Source organism: Variovorax sp. V116 (genome assembly GCF_041154435.1).
Lineage (GTDB): Bacteria > Pseudomonadota > Gammaproteobacteria > Burkholderiales > Burkholderiaceae_C > Variovorax > Variovorax paradoxus.
The window spans coordinates 558,408-576,913 of record NZ_AP028661.1 but is presented as its reverse complement, the minus strand read 5'-3'; the positions used below and the strand labels follow the sequence as shown (position 1 = coordinate 576,913).

Below are 18,506 nucleotides of genomic sequence, written 5' to 3'. Positions count from 1 at the left end.
CTTCCCCGATGCGAATCCTCCAGGTCAGCGCCGAACTCTTCCCCCTGCTCAAGACCGGTGGCCTCGCCGACGTGGCCGGCGCGCTGCCGCTCGCGCTCATGGCCGCCGGACAGGACGCACGCGTGCTGCTGCCCGGCTTTCCGGCCATCCTGGCCGGCGTGCGCGAGCTGGCGCCCGTGGCCGAATTCACGGCGCCCTGGGGCCCGGAACGCTTCGGCCTGCGCGCGGGCCGCATCGCCATCGACGGCGCGGCGGCGCCGATCCCCGCCTACGTGATCGATGCGCCGGCGCTGTATGACCGGCCCGGCAACCCCTATGAAGACGCCACGCGCCAGCCCTACGGCGACAACCACCGGCGCTTCGCGCTGCTGGGCTGGGCCGCGGCGCAGCTGGCGCAGGGGCTCGATCCCACCTGGCAGCCCGAGGTCGTGCATGCGCACGACTGGCATGCGGGGCTGGCGCCGGCCTACCTGCACTTCGCGCGCGAGGCCGGCGCCACCCGCACGGGCAGCGTGTTCACGGTGCACAACCTGGCCTACCAGGGCATCTCGGCGCCGTGGAACTTTGCCGACCTCGGCCTGCCAGCGCCGGCGTTCCACATGAACGGGCTCGAATACCACGGGCAGGTGTCGTTCATGAAGGGCGGCCTCTACTTTGCCGACCGCCTGACTACCGTCAGCCCGACCTACGCCCGCGAGATCCAGACGCCCGAGCAGGGCTTCGGCCTGGACGGCCTGCTGCGCCTGCGCGGCGGCGTGCTCACGGGCATCCTCAACGCGGTCGACGACGAGGTCTGGAATCCGGCCACCGACAGTGCGTTGGTGCAGGGCTACCACACGCCCGAAGGCCGCCACATGGCGGGCAAGGCGCGCTGCAAGGCGGTGCTGCAGCACCAGCTCGGCCTGGCCGAGCGCCCCGATGCGCCGCTCTTCATCCTGGTGAGCCGGCTCACCGAGCAGAAGGGCCTGCACCTCGTGCTCGGCGGCCTCGACACGCTGCTGGCCGAAGGCGGCCAGCTCGCGCTGCTCGGCAGCGGCGAGGCCGGGCTCGAGCAAGCCTTCCGCGAGCGCGCGGCGGCCGCGCCGCGCGCGGTCAGCGTCACCATCGGCTACAACGAAACGCTCGCGCACCAGCTCTTCGGCGGCGGCGATGTGACGCTGGTGCCGTCGCTGTTCGAGCCCTGCGGCCTCACGCAGATGTACGGCCTCAAGTACGGCAGCCTGCCGCTGGTGCGCCGCGTCGGCGGCCTGGCCGACACGGTGGTCGACTGCACGCTCGAGGACATGGCCAGCGGCCATGCCACCGGCTTTGTCTTCGACCGCTTCGATGCCACCGACTACGATCGCGCGCTGCGGCGCACCTTCGCGCTCTACCAGCGTGCGCCCGACTGGCGCCGCGTGCGCGGCAATGCCATGCGGCGCCCGGCCGACTGGGCCAGCGCCGCCGGCCAGTACATCGAGGTCTACCGGCAGGCGCTCGAGTCCGCCGGCACCTGAACCAAGCGCCACGGCGCACCACCCCACCACTCTTCACCGAAGCCCATGACCCTCAAAGACTTCGCCTACGACCATCCCGACCGCGACGTGGCCGCGTTCAAGCGCGCCGTCGCCAACAAGCTGATCTATGCGGTCGGCAAGGACCCCGTCGCGGCCAGCCAGGACGACTGGCTGCACGCCACCGCGCTGGCCGTGCGCGACCAGCTGGTCGAGCGCTGGATGGCGACCACGCGCGCCAACTATGCGCAGGACCTCAAGCGCGTCTACTACCTCTCGATGGAGTTCCTGATCGGGCGCACCTTCACCAATGCGCTGCTGGCGGTCGACCTCTACGACACGGTGCGGGAAGCCCTGGCCGACTTCGGCGTCGACATGGCGGCCCTGGCCGAGCGCGAGCCCGACGCGGCGCTGGGCAACGGCGGCCTCGGCCGGCTCGCGGCCTGCTTTCTCGATTCGATGGCCACGCTCGGCGTGCCGGGCATGGGCTACGGCATCCGCTACGAATACGGCATGTTCCGCCAGCGCATCGTCGACGGCCAGCAGGTCGAGACGCCCGACTACTGGCTCACGCGCGGCAACCCCTGGGAATTCCAGCGGCCCGAGGTGAACTACCGCGTGCGCTTCGGCGGCCGCGTGCAGAAGCGCGAGGGCACCAACGCGCCCTACGGCGCGGCCGACTGGGTCGACACGCACGACGTGCTGGCCGTGGCCTACGACACCATCATCCCGGGCTACGGCACGCAGGCCACCAACACGCTGCGCCTGTGGTCGGCGCGCGCCACCGAGGAGATCGATCTCTCGGCCTTCAACCGCGGCAACTACATGGCGGCGGTGGAGAGCAAGAACCACTCCGAGAACGTCTCGCGCGTGCTCTACCCAGACGACTCCACGCCCTCGGGCCGCGAGCTGCGGCTGCACCAGGAATACTTCTTCTGCAGCGCGAGCGTGCAGGACCTGCTGCGGCGCTACCTGCGCAACCACAAGAGCTTCGACCAGCTGGCCGACAAGGTCAGCATCCACCTGAACGACACGCACCCGGTGCTCGCGGTGCCCGAGCTCATGCGCCTTCTGCTCGACGAGCACGGCCTGGCATGGGACGTGGCCTGGGCCCACACGCAGAAGGTGTTCAGCTACACCAACCACACGCTGATGCACGAGGCGCTGGAGACCTGGCCGGTCGAGATGCTCGGGCGCATCCTGCCGCGGCACCTGCAGATCATCTACGACATGAACGCGAAGTTCCTCGCGGCCGTGACGCAGAAGGCGGGCAACGACGTCGAGCTGCTGCGCCGGCTCTCGCTGGTGGACGAAGCGGGCGAGCGCCGCGTGCGCATGGCCTACGTGGCGGTGCTCGCGAGCCATTCGATCAACGGCGTGTCGGGCCTGCATTCGGAGCTCATGAAGCAATCGATCTTCGCGGACTTCGCAAAGATCTTCCCCGAGCGCTTCAACAACAAGACCAACGGCGTCACGCCGCGGCGCTGGCTCGCGCAGGCCAACCCGCCGCTCGCGAGCCTGCTCGACCAGCGCCTGGGCAAGGGCTGGCGGCGCGACCTCTCGCAGCTCGAGGCGCTGCGGCCGATGGCGGCCCAGCCGCCCTTCGCACGGGCCTTTCGCCATGCCAAGCGCGAGAACAAGCTGCGCCTGGCCAACTGGGTCGAGCAGCACATGGGCCTGGTGCTCGACACCGACGCGATGTTCGACGTGCAGGTCAAGCGCATCCACGAATACAAGCGGCAGCTGCTCAACGTGCTGCACGTGGTCACGCGCTACCACCGCATCCTCGACGCGCAGGCCGCGGGCGCGCCGGTCGACATCGTGCCGCGCGTGGTGGTGTTCGCGGGCAAGGCGGCCTCGGCCTACCAGATGGCCAAGCTCGTGATCCGGCTGGTCAACGACGTGGCCCACACCATCAACAACGACAGCCGCGTCGGCAAGCTGCTGAAGGTGGTGTTCCTGCCCAACTACAGCGTGAGCCTGGCCGAGGTGATCATGCCCGCGGCCGATTTGTCGGAGCAGATCTCCACCGCAGGCACCGAGGCCTCGGGCACCGGCAACATGAAGTTCGCGCTCAACGGCGCGCTCACCATCGGCACGCTCGACGGCGCCAACGTGGAGATGCGCGACAACGTGGGCGCGGAGAACATCTTCATCTTCGGCAACACCACGCCAGAGGTGGCCGACATCCGCGCCCACGGCTACCAGCCGCGCGACATCTACGAAGAGAACGCCGAGCTCAAGCGCGTGCTCGATGCGATCCGTGACGGCGCCTTCTCGGCCGGCGAGCCCTCGCGCTACCAGGGCATCTACGACGCCCTCGTGAACTGGGGCGACCACTACCTGCTGCTGGCCGACTACGCGAGCTACGTCGCGAAGCAGGCCGAGGTCGATGCGCTCTACCGCGACCCGGACGCCTGGACGCACATGGCCATCCTCAACGTGGCGGGCATGGGCGCGTTCTCGTCCGACCGAACGATTGCGCAGTACGCGCACGAGATCTGGCACACCAAGCCCGTGGTGCTGGCCTGAGCCTTCGACTTTCTCCCTCCCCTGCCGGGGGAGGGCCGGGGTGGGGGGCACGTCGGCCTCGATGCCTTCGCGTCATCGGATGCGGGGCCAGCCCCCATCCCAGCCTTCCCCCGGAAGGGGAAGGAGCAAGACAGGATCAGCGCGGCGTTCCGGGCGCCGCCTTGGCCTCGGTCACAAAGCCGATTCGGTTCAGGCCCGCCTTGTTCGCAATGCCCATCAGCGCCACCAGCTTGCCGTAGGGCACCGTCTGGTCGGCGCGCAACTGCACCTCGGTGTCCTTGCTGTCGGCGGCGGCCTTCTGCAGCCGGGCGGCCAGTTCCTCGTCGGTCACGGGCTGGTCGTTGAAGAAGGTCTTGCCCGCGGCATCGACCGACACGCTCACGAACTTGGGCGTGTCGTTGGGCTGGCCGGCATCGGTCTGCGGCAGGTCGAGCTTGATCGAGCTCGCCATCAGCGGCGCGGTGATGATGAAGATCACCAGCAGCACCAGCATCACATCGACCAGCGGCGTGACGTTGATGTCGGACAGCGGCCGCTGTCCGCCCGCCCCGGTCGCGCGCCCGCCGCCGGCGGCACTGCTGCCCAGGGAGGTGCGACCGAAGGCCATGGCTCGTGCGCTCCGCTCGGCTAGGCCGACACCGGCATGGGCCGCGCGGGCGGCGGCGCGGGCGGTGTCGGCGGGCTGCCGAAGCTCCCGAGCAGGTCGTGCGCAAAGCCCTCGAGCTCGGCTTCGATGCGGCCGATGACGCGGCCGAACACGTTGTAGGCCAGCACGGCCGGAATGGCCACGGCCAGGCCGAAGGCCGTCATCACCAGCGCCTCGCCCACCGGTCCGGCCACCTTGTCGATGGTGAAGCCGCCGGTCTGGCCCGCGATGCCCGACAGCGCGCCGTAGATGCCCCACACCGTGCCGAGCAGTCCCACGAAGGGCGCCGTGGCGCCGACGGTGGCCAGCAGGATCTGGCCGGACTGCAGGCGCCGCAGCGCACCATGCAGCGCGCCGCGCAGCGCCCGCGTGAGCCGCTGGTTGCGGTCGCCGGTGGTGGCGCCGAGCGTGGCGTCGCCTGCATCCGTCGCTGCCGCATTCCTGATGGCGCTCACGGCCGGACCCACCAGCATGGCGCGGTCGAAGGCCTGCAGGCGCTGCTGCGCATCGGCGAGCGTGGCCGACTGCCAGAACGCCGCAATGCTGCGCAGCACGTCGCGCGTGCCGCCGCGCAGCAGCCAGGCTTTCCAGAGAATCACCACCCAGCTGGCGATCGACATCGCAAGCAGCAGCGCCGCCACCGAGCGGCTCACGCCGTCGCCCTGGGTGAGCAGTTCGAGGACGCTCATCGTTCTTTCAGCGCAAGCCCAGCACGTCGAACATGTCGAACAGGCCCGCCTTCTGGCCGGCCAGGAAGCGCACGGCGCGCAGCGCGCCCTGCGCGTAGGTGACGCGGCTCGCGGACTTGTGGGTGATCTCGATGCGCTCGCCGGTGCCCGCGAACAGCACGGTGTGGTCGCCCACGATGTCGCCGCCGCGGATCGCGGAGAAGCCGATGGTGGACGGGTCGCGCTCGCCGGTGATGCCTTCGCGCGCGTACACGGCGCAGTCCTTCAGGTCGCGGCCCAGCGCGCCGGCGATCACTTCGCCCATCTTGAGCGCGGTGCCCGAGGGCGCATCGACCTTGTGGCGGTGGTGCGCCTCGATGATCTCGATGTCGTAGCCCGTCGAGAGCGCCTTGGCCGCCATTTCGAGCAGCTTGAAGGTGACGTTGACGCCCACGCTCATGTTGGGCGAGACCATGATCGCGATGTCCTTGGCGATCTCGGCGATCTCGGCCTTCTGCGCATCGCTGAAGCCGGTGGTGCCGATCACGGCCTGCACGCCGAGTTCGCGGCAGGCAGCCAGGTGCGCGAGCGTGCCTTCGGGGCGGGTGAAGTCGATCAGCACCTGCGCGTCCTTGAGGCCGGTGCGCAGGTCGGCCACGATCGGCACGCCGCTCGTGAAGCCGAGGAACGCAGCCGCATCGGCACCGATGGCGTTGCTGCCCGCCATGTCGAGCGCGCCGGCCAGCCGGCAATCGGGCGCCTCGCGCACCGCCTCGACCAGCATGCGGCCCATGCGGCCCGAGGCGCCTGCGATCGCGATGCGCCGCAGGGGGGGCGTGGAAGACTCGGAAAGGGACGAAGAAGTGGAAATGGATTCAGTCACGCGGATTCAGCCTTCGAAATTGGCATGGAAACCGGCACGCCCCGCCTGACCCGGCGGGTGCGCCCGCCCTCGCCCTGTGTTTGGCGCGTGCTCAGCGCGCGGCTTCGAGCGGGGGGTATGCGGCGGGAAGCGGCGGCAGGCTGGTGGCCGTGGCGGTGGCATCGGCCTTCTTGCCGTCGTCCTTGGGGGCGAATTTCTTGAGCTCTTCTTCCGACGCCTCGAGCGGCGGCACCTTGCCGCTCTTCTTGCGGGTGTCCAGCGTGGCGACGAATTCTTCCTCGCTGGGCATCGGGTCGCCCTCGAAGCGGTCGAGCAATTCGCCGTTGAAGAAGACGGTCAGGCGGCGCTCCTGGGGATCGACGCCCTGGCGCCTGATCGTGAAGACGTAGTCCCAGCGGTCCTTGTGGAAGACGTCGGTCAGAAGCGAGGTGCCGAGGATTTCGCGCACCTGCTGGCGCGACATGCCGGGCTTGAGCGCCTCGACCTGTTCCTTCGACACGAAATTGCCCTGGACCACTTCGACCTTGTAGGGCGTGATGGCCGTCAGCGCACCACGCGTGCGATCGCTGAAGCCGCTGCAGGCACCGAGGCAGAAGGTCGCGGCGACGGCCGCGGCCAGCAGCCAGGGACGGCGTTGGAGAATGGCAGGCATGGGAGGAAAAAAGGGGGTAGCGATATGATCGGCCATTGTAGCGGCTGGCCCTTTTTGGGGCCTGTCTGCAGCCCAGGGCGCAGGAACCATCATGGCCAATATCGACGAACTCAAGAACACCGGCCTCAAGGCCACTCTGCCACGCCTGAAGATCCTCGAGATCTTCCAGACCGGCAGCCAGCGCCACATGACGGCCGAAGATGTTTTCCGCGTGCTCCTGAACGAGCACTCCGACATCGGCCTGGCCACCGTCTACCGCGTGCTGACGCAGTTCGAGCAGGCCGGCATCCTCGAGCGCAGCCATTTCGAAAGCGGCAAGGCGGTCTACGAGCTCAACGAAGGCACCCACCACGACCACCTGATCTGCACCTCGTGCGGCAAGGTCGAGGAGTTCTACGACGCCGAGATCGAGCGCCGCCAGCAGATGATCTCCAAGGACAAGGGCTGGATCCTGCAGGACCACGCGATGTCGCTCTACGGCCTGTGCGGCGACTGCGTAAACAAAAGGTAGCCGTTCAGTCCCCGTCGCGCCCGCTTTCCATCGCCTTGTGGTGGCGCGCCACGAAATCGGCATAGGTGTCGATGCCGCGCAGCTGCAGGATCGAGTTGCGCACGGCGGCTTCCACCAGCACGGCGATGTTGCGCCCGGCCACCACCTGGATGATGACCTTGCGCACCGGAATGCCCAGCACGTCCTGCGTGAGCGGCGCCGAGGGCATGCGCTCGTAGTCGCGCTCGAAGCTGTCGCGCCGCACCAGGTGCACGATCAGCTTGAGCCGCATCTTCCGCCGCACCGCCGTCTCGCCGAAGATCGCGCGGATGTCCAGAAGGCCGATGCCGCGCACCTCCAGCAGGTTCAGCAGCAGGTCGGGGCAGCGGCCCTCGATGGTGTTCTGGTTGATGCGGAACAGGTCGACCGCGTCGTCGGCCACCAGGCCGTTGCCGCGCGAGATCAGCTCCAGCCCGAGCTCGCTCTTTCCGAGCCCCGATTCGCCGGTGATCATGACCCCCATGCCCAGGATGTCCATGAACACCCCGTGCATCGAGGTGCGTTCCGCGAAATGCTTGGACAGGTAGGCCCGCAGCAGGTCGATCACGAAGGCCGACGACTCGCGGGTGGCGAACAGCGGCAGCTGGGCGCGCTCGCAAATCGATAGCAGCTCGTCCGGCGCGGCCTGGCCGTCGGCCAGCACCAGCATGGGCGGCTCCAGCGTGACGATGCGGGCGATGCGCCGGGCGCAGTCTTCCTGGCTGCCGCGCGTCAGGTAGGCCACTTCGCGCGCGCCCAGGATCTGCACGCGGTACGGATGGATGTAATTGAGGTAACCGACCAGATCGGCCGCCGATTGGGCCCGGCTGATGACTTCAGGGTCGAACTGGCGCTCTGACGCCCCGAGCCCGGCGAGCCATTCCCAGCGGAGCGACCCGCGGAATTCCTCGAACATGGCGTCGGCACTGATGACGGTCGGCTTCATGCGTAGGGAAATGGCGCTGCGCGCCTAGTTGGAGGCCGGCCAGAATACCGCGGAACCGGCCCGGCAGGGCCGCGGGAGCCTCTGGGCAGGCACTTCAGGCGACTTGCGTCGACTGCCAGCCGGCAATGAGTCCGTGCAGTTCGGCCGCGTCGGTGCTCGACTTGATCTGCTCGCGCAGGTTGGCGTCGCTCAGCAGCTCGGCGATCTCGGAGAGGATTTCAAGGTGCTTCTGGGTGGCCGCCTCGGGCACCAGCAGGAAGATCAGGAGCCCGACGGGCTGCTCGTCCGGCGCGTCGAAGCCGATCGGGTTGGCCAGCTGGAAGACCGCGGCCATGGGGGCCTTGAGACCCTTGATGCGGCCGTGCGGAATGGCCACCCCGTGCCCGAGCCCGGTGGAGCCGAGGCGTTCGCGTGCGAACAGGCTGTCGGTGATGAGCGCGCGGCCGAGGCCGTGAAGGCTCTCGAACAGCAAGCCGGCTTCTTCGAAAGCACGTTTCTTGCTGGTAGCGTCAACGCTCACAAGCACTTGAGCGGGCGGCAGGATGGACGCGAGGCGATTCATGGTGGGGGAAGGGCGGGGGCGATTATGCACCCGCTTGGTAAAAACCCCCACTCCCGTTACTTACTTTTTGGCTACATGTTGCCCGGAGGCCTCGCAGCCTTGTCAGCGCCGGTAACAGCAACAGGCAGCAAAAAGCCGCCCGCAGGCGGCTCGGCAGGGGCTGCAGCCCTCTGGCCCGTGGCCTGCTACATCACGCGCTTGGGGGCGGCGTGATGGTGGTCCTGCAGGCGGTCCTTGTGGCGCACCACCTGGCGGTCGAGCTTGTCGACCAGTTCATCGACCGCAGCATAGAGATCAGCGTGGCTCGACTCCGCGAACATGTCGTTACCCTTGACGTGAATGTTGCACTCCGCCCTTTGGCGGCGTTCCTTTTCCTTCTGCTTTTCCACCGTGAGGAGCACCTTCACATCGACCACCTGGTCGAAGTGCCGTGTGATCCGGTCCAGCTTGCTCGTGACGTAGGTGCGCAAGGCAGGTGTGACGTCGAGGTGATGACCGCTGATCGTCAAATTCATGAATGACCTCCTGAGAATTGACGGTTGGGAAAATGGCCCCGCTCCGGGATGGGGCGTGGCCGGCGAAACAGATATGGGGTTGGGGGAGAAAAGGGGAAGAAGAGAAAAGAGGGAACGGTCGATTCACTATGCCCAAGCTGTCACGGTATTGCAATAGCAGACTTCTCCGGGTGGCGGACGCCGGCGGACCATGCGCTGCTCACGCTAGCGATTCCATAGCGGCCCGCGCATGCAGGCCCGCCGATGCGGCACTTTGGCAGCAAGTGTTTCAGTGCGTCACCAGCGGTGACCCTGCCGGGCGAAGGGCCGGCCGGCTCAGTTCCAGGCCGCGCGCATGCGGTTGCGCAGGTCGATCACCGCGGCCGGCGGCGGCACTGCGGGCGGGCGCGCCGGCGGCGGCGGCCAGGTCTGCTGCTCGAAGCCCGCAAGATCCGATTCGGAAATGAAGCGCGTGCGGTTGGCATACAGGTGCCGGTCGCCGCGCACGGCCTGCTGCGTCACGTAGAAGCGCTGCGGCACCAGAAGATGCAGGTGGTCGCGCGCCCGCGTCATCGCCACGTAGAGCAGCCGCCGCTCCTCCTCGAGTTCGTGCGCGCTCTGCGCCACGTCGGCCGGCAGGCAGCCGTCGACCACGTTGAGCACGTGCACCGAATTCCACTCCTGCCCCTTGGCCGAGTGGATGGTCGAAAGAATGAGGTAGTCCTCGTCGAGCGAGGGCGGACCCGGCTTGTCGCTGGTGGCTTCGGGCGGATCGAGCGTGAGTTCGGTCAGGAAGCGCTCGCGCGAGCCGTAGCCCGAGGCCAGCCGCGCCAGCTGCTCGACGTCGCCGCGCCGCACGCCGGAGGGGTCGTCGTAGAGCCGGTCCAGGTGCGGCAAATACCAGCGCACCGCCAGTTCCACATCGGCCGGCCACGGCAGCGAGGGCGCGCACAGCGCGGCATAGGCTTCGGCAAAGACCGCCCATTCCGCGCGGGCGGCCGAGGGCGGCACGAATTCGCGCACCGCCGCCGCCGGATCGGCGGCCTGGTCCATGGCATCGAGCAGCCGCGCGCCCGTGGCCGGCCCGATGCCCGGGATGAGCTGCGTGACGCGGAAACCCGCCATGCGGCCGCGCGGGTTTTCGGCGAAGCGCAGCACCGCGAGCAGATCCTTCACATGCGAGGCCTCGAGAAACTTGAGGCCGCCGTACTTCACGAACGGGATGTTGCGGCGCGCCAGTTCGAGCTCGAGCGGCGCGCTGTGCGTGGCGGCACGGAACAGCACCGCCTGCGACTTGAGCGCGAGGCCGCCCTCGCGGTGCGCCAGCACCTTGTCGGCCACCCAGACGGCCTGCTGCGCCTCGTCAGGCACCAGCACCAGCTGCGGCCGGCCGGCGGAGGGCTTGTCGGTCCAGAGCGTCTTGGCATGCCGCTCGGCCGCCTGTGCAATGACCCGGTTCGAGACATCGAGAATCGGCTGGGTCGAGCGGTAGTTGCGCTCCAGCGTGACCACGCGCGCAGCCTGCGAGAACTGCGACGGAAAGTCGAGGATGTTACGCACCGTTGCGCCGCGAAACGAGTAGATCGACTGCGCATCGTCGCCCACCACCGTCACGCCGCGGCCGTCGGGCTTCAGCGCCCGCAGGATCGAGGCCTGCAGCAGGTTGGTGTCCTGGTATTCGTCGACCAGCACCTGGTCGAAGCGCTCGCCAACCAGCGCCGCCAGCGCGGGCTCGGCCACCATGCCGGCCCAGTAGAGCAGCAGGTCGTCGTAGTCGAGCACGTTCTGCTGCTGCTTGGCCTCGACGTAGGCGCCAAACAGGCGCTTGAGTTCGGCTTCCCATTCGGCGCACCACGGAAAGGCCTCGGCCAGCACCTCGGCCAGCGGGGCGCGCGTGTTGACGCAGCGCGAATAGATCGAAAGGCAGGTGCCCTTGCGCGGAAAGCGGTTCAGGCTCGACGACAGGCCGAGTTCGTGGCGCACGAGGCCCATCAGGTCCTCGGCGTCGCCGCGGTCGTGGATGGTGAAGTGGTCGTCGAGGCCGATGTGCGCGGCGTATTCGCGCAGCAGCCGCGCGCCGATGCCGTGGAAAGTGCCGGCCCAGGGCAGCGCGGGCGGCTTGTCGGACTTGAGCCCGAGCACGCGCGCCAGCACCTGGCCCGCGCGGCGCTCCATTTCCTGCGCCGCGCGGCGCGAGAAGGTCAGAAGCAGCAGGCGCTGCGGATCGACGCCGCCGGCGATGAGGTGCGCCACCCGGTGCGCCAGCGTGCTGGTCTTGCCCGAGCCCGCACCGGCGATCACCAGCAGCGGCCGCTCGTCGCGCCCGGCCGTCAGCGTGCCGACGCCGTGCTCGACGGCGGCGCGCTGCTCGTCGTTGAGCGCCGAGAGCGCCGCGGCCAGGCGCTCGGCCTGGGTGGCACCGGTGGCGGAAAAAGCGGGGAGCGCAGCGGTCTGCATGCCCGCGACTTTACTGTATGTCCATCCAGATCGGAGGGCCTGCCGTCACATGGCCGATGACATAATCGCCGCTCGCTGCAACTGGAGACCGCATCATGGAAACCGCACCGTCTCGGCAGCTTTCAACTCCCGCGTCCTGACGCCCGGGCCCGGGGATTGAAAGCACCCCTCCCCTCGCCCCATCGCCTCAGCCATTTCACGGGAGTGAGCCCATGCTCAATATCTTTACGCTTGCCAACGGCCGCCTTGTCCAGGAAGAGATCGAGGCGCTCGAGGAGCTTTCCAAGTTCCAGCCGATCTGGGTCGACCTCGAATCGCCCACGCTCGAGGAAAAGCGCTGGATCAAGCAGTACTACGGCCTCTCGATTCCCGAAGACGCGATGGACGAGGACATCGAGGAGTCGGCCCGCTTCTATGAAGAAGACAACGGCGAGCTGCACATCCGCTCCGACTTCCTGATCGATGACGACGAAGACCCGCGGTCGGTGCGCGTGGCCTTCATCCTGAACCAGCACAACACCGAGCTTCGCAGCCGCGGCGTGCTGTTCTCGATCCACGACGAGGACGTGCCGGTGTTCCGGCTGCTGCGCATGCGTGCGCGCCGCGCGCCGGGCCTCATCGAAGACGCCAAGGAAGTGCTGCTCAAGCTGTTCGACGCCGACGCGGAATATTCGGCCGACACGCTCGAGAACATCTACGACGAGCTCGAGATCGCGGGCAAGAAGGTGCTCGAAGGCAACGTCAGCGACGAGCTGGCCGGCGAGGTGCTGGGCGCCATCGCGCGCCAGGAAGACTTGAACGGCCGCATCCGCCGCAACGTGATGGACACGCGCCGCGCCGTGAGCTTCATGATGCGCAGCCGCATGCTCAACGCCGAGCAGTTCGAGGAGGCGCGGCAGATCCTGCGCGACATCGAATCGCTGGACAACCACACGGCCTTCCTGTTCGACAAGATCAACTTCCTGATGGATGCGACCGTCGGTTTCATCAACATCAACCAGAACAAGACCATCAAGATCTTCTCGGTGGCCAGCGTGGCGCTGCTGCCGCCCACGCTGATCGCGAGCATCTACGGCATGAACTTCAAGCTGATGCCCGAGCTCGACTGGTCGCTGGGCTATCCGTATGCGCTGGCCTTGATGGCGGCAAGCGCGCTGGTGCCGATGTGGTACTTCCGCCGGCGCGGCTGGCTCAAGTAGCGGCCGGCATTCCGCAAGAAGGCAGCGTGGCCAGCCACGCATCGACCAAGGCCAGGCTGTAGCGGCTCGCCACCTCGGCGACGAAGCGCGCGAAGTCGCCATGCGCGGCGTCGTCGGCTCGGTCCGAGATGGTGCGCATGGCCGCGAACGGCACGCCGTAGTCGTGGCACACCTGCGCGACCGCCGCGCCTTCCATCTCGACTGCGAGCGCATCGGGCAGGCTGCGCCGCAAGGCAGCGCTCTCGGCGGCCGTCGAGACGAAGCGGTCGCCGCTCACCAGCAGGCCGCGGTGCACCTTCGGCGACCGGAGGCCGAATTCATCGGCGGCCGCCTGCCCCACCAGCGCCGCCGGATCGCGCAGCGCGGCTTCGGCCACGGCCGCCAGCGCATCGCCGATCGAGGCATCGGCCGCAAAGCGCGAAAGGCCCATGAGCGGCACTTCGTACTTCGGGAAGATCGGCGAGGCGTCGAGGTCGTGCTGCAGCAGCTGCGTGGCGACCACCACGTCGCCAACGTCCACGCCCGGCGCGAGCCCGCCTGCCACGCCCGTGAACACGATCGCGCGCACGCCGAAGCGCTCGAGCAGCACCGCGGCCGTGACCGCCGCCGCGACCTTGCCGATGCGCGACAGCACGGCCACCACCGGCTGGCCGTGCAGGTGGCCGACCCAGAAGTCGCGGCCCGCGGCGCGCACGCGCTGCTCGTCCGGCATCTGCGCGAGCAGCGCGCCCAGCTCCTCGTGCATCGCCGCGACGATGGCAACGGGTGCGTTCATCGGCTACTTGATGTCCACGCCGTAGAAGGTGTGGCGGCCGAAGGGGCTGAGCTTGAAGTCGACCACCTCCTTGCGCACCGGCTTCAGCTGCACCGCGTGCGCGATGGTGAACCAGGGCGCCTGCTCCTTGAAGATGACTTGCGCCTTCTTGTACAGCGCATCGCGCTCGGCCTGCTTGGTCGCGCTCTTGGCCTTGAGCACGAGGTCTTCGTAGGGCTGGTAGCAGAACTTGGAGATGTTGCTGCCGCTGGCCGACTTGGCCGAGGCGCAGCCCAGCAGCGTGTAGAGGAAGTTGTCGGGATCGCCGTTGTCGCCGGTCCAGCCGAGCATGCCCATCTGGTGCTCGCCGGCCTGCAGGCGCTTGCGGTACTCGCCCCACTCGAAGCTCTTGATCTCGGCTTTGACGTTGATCTTGGCCAGGTCGGCCTGCATCAGCTCGGCGATGCGCTTGGCATTCGGGTTGTAGGGCCGCTGCACCGGCATGGCCCACAGGTCGGTCGAGAAGCCATCGGGAAAGCCGGCCTGCGCCAGCAGCTTCCTGGCGGCTTCGGGGTCGTAGGGATCGTCCTTGACCGCGTCGTTGTAGGACCACATGGTCGGCGGGATCGGGTTCTTCGCGGCCACGCCGGTCGACAGGTACACGCCGTCGATGATCGCCTTCTTGTTGATCGCCATGTTGATGGCCTTGCGCACGCGCACGTCGTCGAAGGGCTTCTTGGTGGTGTTGTACGAAAGGTAGCCCACGTTGAGGCCGGGCTGCTCGAGCACCTGCACGTTCGGGTCCTTGCGGATCGCGTCGAGATCGGCCGGATTCGGATACGGCATGACGTGGCATTCGCCCTTCTGCAGCTTGGCCCAGCGCACCGAGGCGTCGGGCGTGATCGCGAACACGAGGTCGTCGATCTTCGCCTTGCCGCCCCAGTACTGCGGGAAGGCCTTGAAGCGGATGACCGCGTCCTTCTGGTATTGCACGAGGTAGAACGGGCCGGTGCCGATCGGGTCCTGGTCGACCTTCTCGGGCGTGCCGGCCTTCAGCATTGCAATGGCGTATTCCTTCGACTGGATGCCCGCGTACTGCATGGCCAGGTTGGCAAGGAACGGCGCCTCGGCCTGGTTGAGCGTGATCTTCACGGTCAGGTCGTCGATGCGGTCCACCGACTTCAGGAGCTTGGGCATGCCCATGTCGTTGAAGTAGGAGTGGTTCTGGCTCGTGACCTTGAAGAAGGGGTCGCTCTCCTTCCACTGCCGCTCGAGCATGAAGATGAAGTCGTCGGCGTTGAAGTCGCGCGTGGGCTTGAAGCTCTTGCTGGTGCTGTGCCACTTGACGCCCTTGCGCAGGTGGAAGGTGTAGACCGTGCCATCGGCCGAGATGTCCCATTTTTCAGCCAGGCCCGGCACGACCTTGGTGCCGCCGCGCTCGAACTCGACAATGGTGTTGTACACCTGCGTGGTCACGTCGAACGAGGTGCCGGTGGTGTTCACGCCCGGATAGAAGTTCTCGGGACTGCCCTCCGAGCAATAGACCAGCGTCTTGGCGGACACGGCGCCCGCGCCCAGTGCGAGTACGGCGAGCGCCGCCGGCGCGAGCAGCGCGCCAAGCCTGGGCGAGCGGCGCAAAACGGATGGCTGGGTGGTCTTCTTCATGGCAACTCCTTGGGACACGGTGGAAGTGAACTAGGGGTTCGCCGCCAGAGGCGCGGCGAACGGCGGGGACAAGGGCACATCGGCGCTGACCGGCGGCGTGCCATCGAGGAATTTCTCCGCGTAGTGGCAGGCCACCAGGCGCTCGTCGAGCGCGCGCAGCAGCGGCCGCTCCTCGCGGCAGCGCTGCGTCGCGTGCGGGCAGCGCGTGTTGAAGACGCAGCCCGTGGGCGGATCGAGCGGCGACGGCAGCTCACCCTTGAGCACGATGCGCTGGCTGCTGAGGCCGGGCGTGGATGCCAGCAGCGCCTGCGTGTAGGGATGCAGCGGCCGCGCGAAGATGCGCGCCTTGGAACCTTGCTCCACCGCATGGCCGAGGTACATCACGAGCACCTCGTGCGCGATGTGCCGCACCACGCCCAGGTCGTGCGAGATGAAGAGATAGGCCAGGCCCAGCTCGGCCTGCAGGTCGGCCAGCAGGTTCAGCACCTGCGCCTGGATCGACACGTCGAGCGCCGACACCGGCTCGTCGGCCACCAGCAGGCGCGGCTCCAGCATGAGCGCGCGCGCAATGGCGATGCGCTGGCGCTGGCCGCCGAGAACATGTGCGGATAGCGGTTCGCATGCTCGGGCCGCAGGCCCACGCGCGCCAGCATCTCGCGCGCCTTGGCAACCCGCTCGGGCTTTCCGAGCGCGGTGTTGATGGCGAGCGGATCCTCGAGCACCGCAGAGATCTTCTTGCGCGGATTGAGCGAGCCATAGGGGTTCTGGAACACCAGCTGCACGGCCTGGCGCAGTTCGCGCCGGTATGCGGGCGGCGGGTCCACGGCATCGTGGCCGGCCAGCACGAGCTGCCCGGCCGTGGGCTTTTCGATCAATGCGACCATGCGCGCGAGCGTCGACTTGCCGCAGCCCGATTCGCCGACCACCGCAAGCGTGCGGCCGCGCTCGATGCGAAAAGAAATGTCGCCGACCGCGCGCAACTGCGCAGGCGCGCGGAACATGCCGCGCCGCACGGCATAGGTGCGCTGCAGGTTGCGCGCCTCCACGACGACGTCGCCGATGGCATCGCCACTCATGGCAGCGCCTCCACGGCCTGTGGCCGCGGCCGGTCGGCCTCGATGGCCGCCATGCGCCCGGGCTCGCCGAGCGGGAAATGGCAGCGCACCTCGGCGCCGGGCGGCGACGCAACCGCGCGCAGCGCCGGCCGCACGTTGCAGGCCTTCGTCGTCACATAGCCGCAGCGCGGCGCGAACAGGCAGCCGGCCGGCCGGTCGTGCACGCCCGGCACCACGCCCGCGATGGTGGCCAGCCGCCCCTCGGGCGCGGCGCGTTCGGGCAGCGCGGCCAGCAGGGCCTCGGTGTAGGGATGCTGCGGATCCGCGAAGAGCCGGTCGACGCGCTGCTGCTCCATCACCTGGCCCGCATACATCACGGCGATGCGCTGCGCCATCTCGCTGACCACGCCCATGTTGTGCGTGATGAGCACCAGCGCCATGCCGCGCTCCTTCTGCAGCTCGCGCAGCAGGTCGAGGATCTGCGCCTGGATCGTCACGTCGAGCGCGGTGGTCGGCTCGTCGGCGATCAGCAGGCGCGGGTTGCAGGCAATGGCCATTGCGATCATCACGCGCTGGTTCATGCCGCCCGAGAGCTGGTGCGGATAGCTGCCCAGGCGCGACGACGCGGCCGGTATGCCGACCTGCTCGAGCAGCTCGGTCGCGCGCTTTTTCGCCGTGCGCCGGTCCAGATGAAGGTGCAGCCGCAGCGTTTCCATCAGCTGGAAGCCGATGGTGAAGCAGGGGTTGAGGCTGGTGGTCGGCTCCTGGAAGATCATGGCCACCTCCTTGCCGACCAGCGCGCGGCGCGCCTTGTCGGAAATGCCGAGCAGTTCCTTGCCGGCAAAGCGCATGTGCTGTGCGCGCACGCGGCCCGGAAAGCCCACGAGGCCCATCAGCGCCATCATCGTCACGCTCTTGCCCGAGCCCGATTCGCCGACGATGCCGAGCACCTCGCCCTCCTCGAGCGTGAGGCTCACGCCGTCGACGGCGTGCAGCACGCCGCCCTGAGTGGGAAACTCGACGTGCAAGTCCTTGATGTCGAGCAGCATGTTCATCGCTTGAGCTTCGGGTCGAGCGCATCGCGCAGGCCGTCGCCGAGCAGGTTGAACGCCAGCACCGCCGCAAGAATCGCAAGGCCCGGGAAGGTGACGACCCACCAGGCGCGCAGCACGAACTCGCGCGCATCGGCCAGCATCGTTCCCCATTCCGGCGACGGCGGCTGCGCGCCCAGGCCGATGAAGCCCAGCGCCGCCGCATCGAGGATGGCCGTGGAGATGCCGAGCGAGGCCTGCACGATCAGCGGCGCTGCGCAGTTGGGCAGCACTTCGCGGAACATCAGGCGCAGCGTGCCGGCGCCGCTCACGCGCGCGGCGGTCACGTAGTCGCGCGAGATCTCGGCAATGACCGCGGCGCGCGTGATGCGCACGTAGTGCGGCAGCACGACGATGGCCACCGCCACCATGGCGTTGACCAGCCCCGGCCCGAGGATCGCGACGATCACGATGGCCATCAGCAGGCTCGGCATCGTGAGCACGATGTCCATCAGCCGCATGATCGCGATCTCCAGCACGCCGCGAAAGAAGCCCGCGACAAGGCCGAGCACCACGCCGACGACCACCGACAGCGCCACCACCGCCACGCCGATGGACAGCGAGAGCCGCGCGCCGTGCATCAGCCGCGAAAGAATGTCGCGCCCGATGGCGTCGGTGCCCAGCAGGTAGCTTGCGGAGCCGCCCTGCTGCCATGCGGGTGGCAGCAGGAAGACGGCGCTGTTGGTCTCGTTGGGTGCATGCGGCGCGATCCACGGCGCGAACAGCGCGACCAGCAGCAGCAGCGCGACGGTGGCAAGGCCGATCACCGCGCCGCGGTTGGCAGAGAAGGCCGTCCAGAACTCGCGCCAGGGACCGGGAGGCGCTGCGCCGCCAGCGCTGCTGCTCGAAACTGCGTGTGTCGTTGTCGTTGCCATGGAAT

16 protein-coding genes and 1 pseudogene are annotated in these 18,506 nt (G+C 68.2%); 4 read left to right on the top strand and 13 right to left on the bottom strand.

The window, feature by feature from the left end; all coding sequences use genetic code 11:
• Window positions 1-8: 8 nt before the first annotated feature.
• The gene (glgA, locus tag ACAM58_RS02700) at window positions 9-1,496 is read left to right on the top strand and encodes a glycogen synthase GlgA (RefSeq protein ID WP_369664068.1); all 1,488 of its coding nucleotides are present in this window, start codon (window positions 9-11) and stop codon (window positions 1,494-1,496) included.
• 45 nt (window positions 1,497-1,541) lie between these two features.
• Window positions 1,542-4,025 carry a glycogen/starch/alpha-glucan phosphorylase gene (locus tag ACAM58_RS02695; RefSeq protein ID WP_369664067.1) on the top strand — a complete coding sequence of 828 codons (2,484 nt, stop codon included), beginning with the start codon at window positions 1,542-1,544 and terminating at the stop codon, window positions 4,023-4,025.
• Window positions 4,026-4,161: 136 nt separating this feature from the next.
• On the opposite strand, the gene ACAM58_RS02690 is transcribed toward ACAM58_RS02695, so the two are convergent.
• From ACAM58_RS02690 to ACAM58_RS02675, 4 genes are all read right to left on the bottom strand, one after another.
• On the bottom strand, window positions 4,162-4,632 hold the full coding sequence (locus tag ACAM58_RS02690; protein ID WP_369664066.1) for an ExbD/TolR family protein: 471 nt from the start codon (window positions 4,630-4,632) through the stop codon (window positions 4,162-4,164).
• Window positions 4,633-4,652: 20 nt separating this feature from the next.
• Window positions 4,653-5,360: a MotA/TolQ/ExbB proton channel family protein gene (locus tag ACAM58_RS02685; RefSeq protein WP_369664065.1), complete on the bottom strand. Its 708-nt coding sequence runs from the start codon at window positions 5,358-5,360 to the stop codon at window positions 4,653-4,655.
• A gap of 7 nt (window positions 5,361-5,367) precedes the next feature.
• The gene (gene dapB, locus ACAM58_RS02680; RefSeq protein WP_259347626.1) at window positions 5,368-6,168 is read right to left on the bottom strand and encodes a 4-hydroxy-tetrahydrodipicolinate reductase; all 801 of its coding nucleotides are present in this window, start codon (window positions 6,166-6,168) and stop codon (window positions 5,368-5,370) included.
• A gap of 145 nt (window positions 6,169-6,313) precedes the next feature.
• A complete protein-coding gene (locus ACAM58_RS02675) occupies window positions 6,314-6,874 on the bottom strand; it encodes an outer membrane protein assembly factor BamE (protein WP_012745570.1) in 561 nt (186 codons plus the stop codon).
• Window positions 6,875-6,965: 91 nt separating this feature from the next.
• Between ACAM58_RS02675 and fur the strand changes: the two genes are divergently transcribed.
• On the top strand, window positions 6,966-7,385 hold the full coding sequence (fur, locus tag ACAM58_RS02670; RefSeq protein ID WP_012745569.1) for a ferric iron uptake transcriptional regulator: 420 nt from the start codon (window positions 6,966-6,968) through the stop codon (window positions 7,383-7,385).
• A 4-nt stretch (window positions 7,386-7,389) separates the two neighbouring features.
• Here fur and hprK read toward each other — a convergent pair whose 3' ends face one another.
• The 4 genes from hprK to ACAM58_RS02650 all read right to left on the bottom strand — a co-directional run bounded on the left by hprK (window position 7,390) and on the right by ACAM58_RS02650 (window position 11,862).
• On the bottom strand, window positions 7,390-8,349 hold the full coding sequence (gene hprK, locus ACAM58_RS02665) for an HPr(Ser) kinase/phosphatase (protein ID WP_012745568.1): 960 nt from the start codon (window positions 8,347-8,349) through the stop codon (window positions 7,390-7,392).
• Between the two features lie 94 nt (window positions 8,350-8,443).
• Window positions 8,444-8,911: a PTS sugar transporter subunit IIA gene (locus tag ACAM58_RS02660; protein WP_012745567.1), complete on the bottom strand. Its 468-nt coding sequence runs from the start codon at window positions 8,909-8,911 to the stop codon at window positions 8,444-8,446.
• 185 nt (window positions 8,912-9,096) lie between these two features.
• Window positions 9,097-9,426 (bottom strand): ribosome-associated translation inhibitor RaiA, encoded by a 330-nt coding sequence (gene raiA, locus ACAM58_RS02655; RefSeq protein ID WP_012745566.1) that lies wholly within the window; start codon window positions 9,424-9,426, stop codon window positions 9,097-9,099.
• 315 nt (window positions 9,427-9,741) lie between these two features.
• On the bottom strand, window positions 9,742-11,862 hold the full coding sequence (locus tag ACAM58_RS02650) for an ATP-dependent helicase (protein ID WP_369664064.1): 2,121 nt from the start codon (window positions 11,860-11,862) through the stop codon (window positions 9,742-9,744).
• Between the two features lie 212 nt (window positions 11,863-12,074).
• On the opposite strand from ACAM58_RS02650, the gene corA reads away from it, so the two are divergent.
• Window positions 12,075-13,061, top strand: a complete 987-nt coding sequence (gene corA / locus ACAM58_RS02645; RefSeq protein ID WP_012745564.1) for a magnesium/cobalt transporter CorA — start codon at window positions 12,075-12,077, stop codon at window positions 13,059-13,061.
• Here corA and ACAM58_RS02640 read toward each other — a convergent pair.
• The 5 genes and pseudogenes from ACAM58_RS02640 to ACAM58_RS02620 form a co-directional block, all read right to left on the bottom strand.
• Window positions 13,054-13,836, bottom strand: coding sequence for a 5'-methylthioadenosine/adenosylhomocysteine nucleosidase (locus ACAM58_RS02640; protein WP_369664063.1), 783 nt, complete (start codon window positions 13,834-13,836; stop codon window positions 13,054-13,056). The two genes, corA and ACAM58_RS02640, sit on opposite strands and share 8 nt — an antisense overlap.
• Window positions 13,837-13,839: 3 nt before the next feature.
• Window positions 13,840-15,480 (bottom strand): ABC transporter substrate-binding protein, encoded by a 1,641-nt coding sequence (locus ACAM58_RS02635; RefSeq protein ID WP_369664062.1) that lies wholly within the window; start codon window positions 15,478-15,480, stop codon window positions 13,840-13,842.
• A 30-nt stretch (window positions 15,481-15,510) separates the two neighbouring features.
• Window positions 15,511-16,556 (bottom strand): annotated as a pseudogene (locus tag ACAM58_RS02630) (peptide ABC transporter ATP-binding protein).
• Window positions 16,553-17,590: an ABC transporter ATP-binding protein gene (locus tag ACAM58_RS02625; protein WP_369664061.1), complete on the bottom strand. Its 1,038-nt coding sequence runs from the start codon at window positions 17,588-17,590 to the stop codon at window positions 16,553-16,555. Before ACAM58_RS02625 ends, ACAM58_RS02630 begins: the two are co-directional and overlap by 4 nt.
• Window positions 17,587-18,501: an ABC transporter permease subunit gene (locus tag ACAM58_RS02620; RefSeq protein ID WP_369664060.1), complete on the bottom strand. Its 915-nt coding sequence runs from the start codon at window positions 18,499-18,501 to the stop codon at window positions 17,587-17,589. The genes ACAM58_RS02625 and ACAM58_RS02620 overlap by 4 nt, the downstream gene beginning before the upstream one ends.
• Window positions 18,502-18,506 lie beyond the last annotated feature (5 nt).

Coding starts and splice junctions, on each gene's coding strand:
- corA (WP_012745564.1), top strand. CDS start 12,075: ATGCTCAATATCTTTACGCTTGCCAACGGCCGCCTTGTCCAGGAAGAG.
- glgA (WP_369664068.1), top strand. CDS start 9: ATGCGAATCCTCCAGGTCAGCGCCGAACTCTTCCCCCTGCTCAAGACC.
- ACAM58_RS02650 (WP_369664064.1), bottom strand. CDS start 11,862: ATGCAGACCGCTGCGCTCCCCGCTTTTTCCGCCACCGGTGCCACCCAG.
- ACAM58_RS02660 (WP_012745567.1), bottom strand. CDS start 8,911: ATGAATCGCCTCGCGTCCATCCTGCCGCCCGCTCAAGTGCTTGTGAGC.
- ACAM58_RS02635 (WP_369664062.1), bottom strand. CDS start 15,480: ATGAAGAAGACCACCCAGCCATCCGTTTTGCGCCGCTCGCCCAGGCTT.
- ACAM58_RS02620 (WP_369664060.1), bottom strand. CDS start 18,501: ATGGCAACGACAACGACACACGCAGTTTCGAGCAGCAGCGCTGGCGGC.
- ACAM58_RS02690 (WP_369664066.1), bottom strand. CDS start 4,632: ATGGCCTTCGGTCGCACCTCCCTGGGCAGCAGTGCCGCCGGCGGCGGG.
- hprK (WP_012745568.1), bottom strand. CDS start 8,349: ATGAAGCCGACCGTCATCAGTGCCGACGCCATGTTCGAGGAATTCCGC.
- ACAM58_RS02640 (WP_369664063.1), bottom strand. CDS start 13,836: ATGAACGCACCCGTTGCCATCGTCGCGGCGATGCACGAGGAGCTGGGC.
- ACAM58_RS02695 (WP_369664067.1), top strand. CDS start 1,542: ATGACCCTCAAAGACTTCGCCTACGACCATCCCGACCGCGACGTGGCC.
- ACAM58_RS02675 (WP_012745570.1), bottom strand. CDS start 6,874: ATGCCTGCCATTCTCCAACGCCGTCCCTGGCTGCTGGCCGCGGCCGTC.
- ACAM58_RS02625 (WP_369664061.1), bottom strand. CDS start 17,590: ATGAACATGCTGCTCGACATCAAGGACTTGCACGTCGAGTTTCCCACT.
- fur (WP_012745569.1), top strand. CDS start 6,966: ATGGCCAATATCGACGAACTCAAGAACACCGGCCTCAAGGCCACTCTG.
- raiA (WP_012745566.1), bottom strand. CDS start 9,426: ATGAATTTGACGATCAGCGGTCATCACCTCGACGTCACACCTGCCTTG.
- ACAM58_RS02685 (WP_369664065.1), bottom strand. CDS start 5,360: ATGAGCGTCCTCGAACTGCTCACCCAGGGCGACGGCGTGAGCCGCTCG.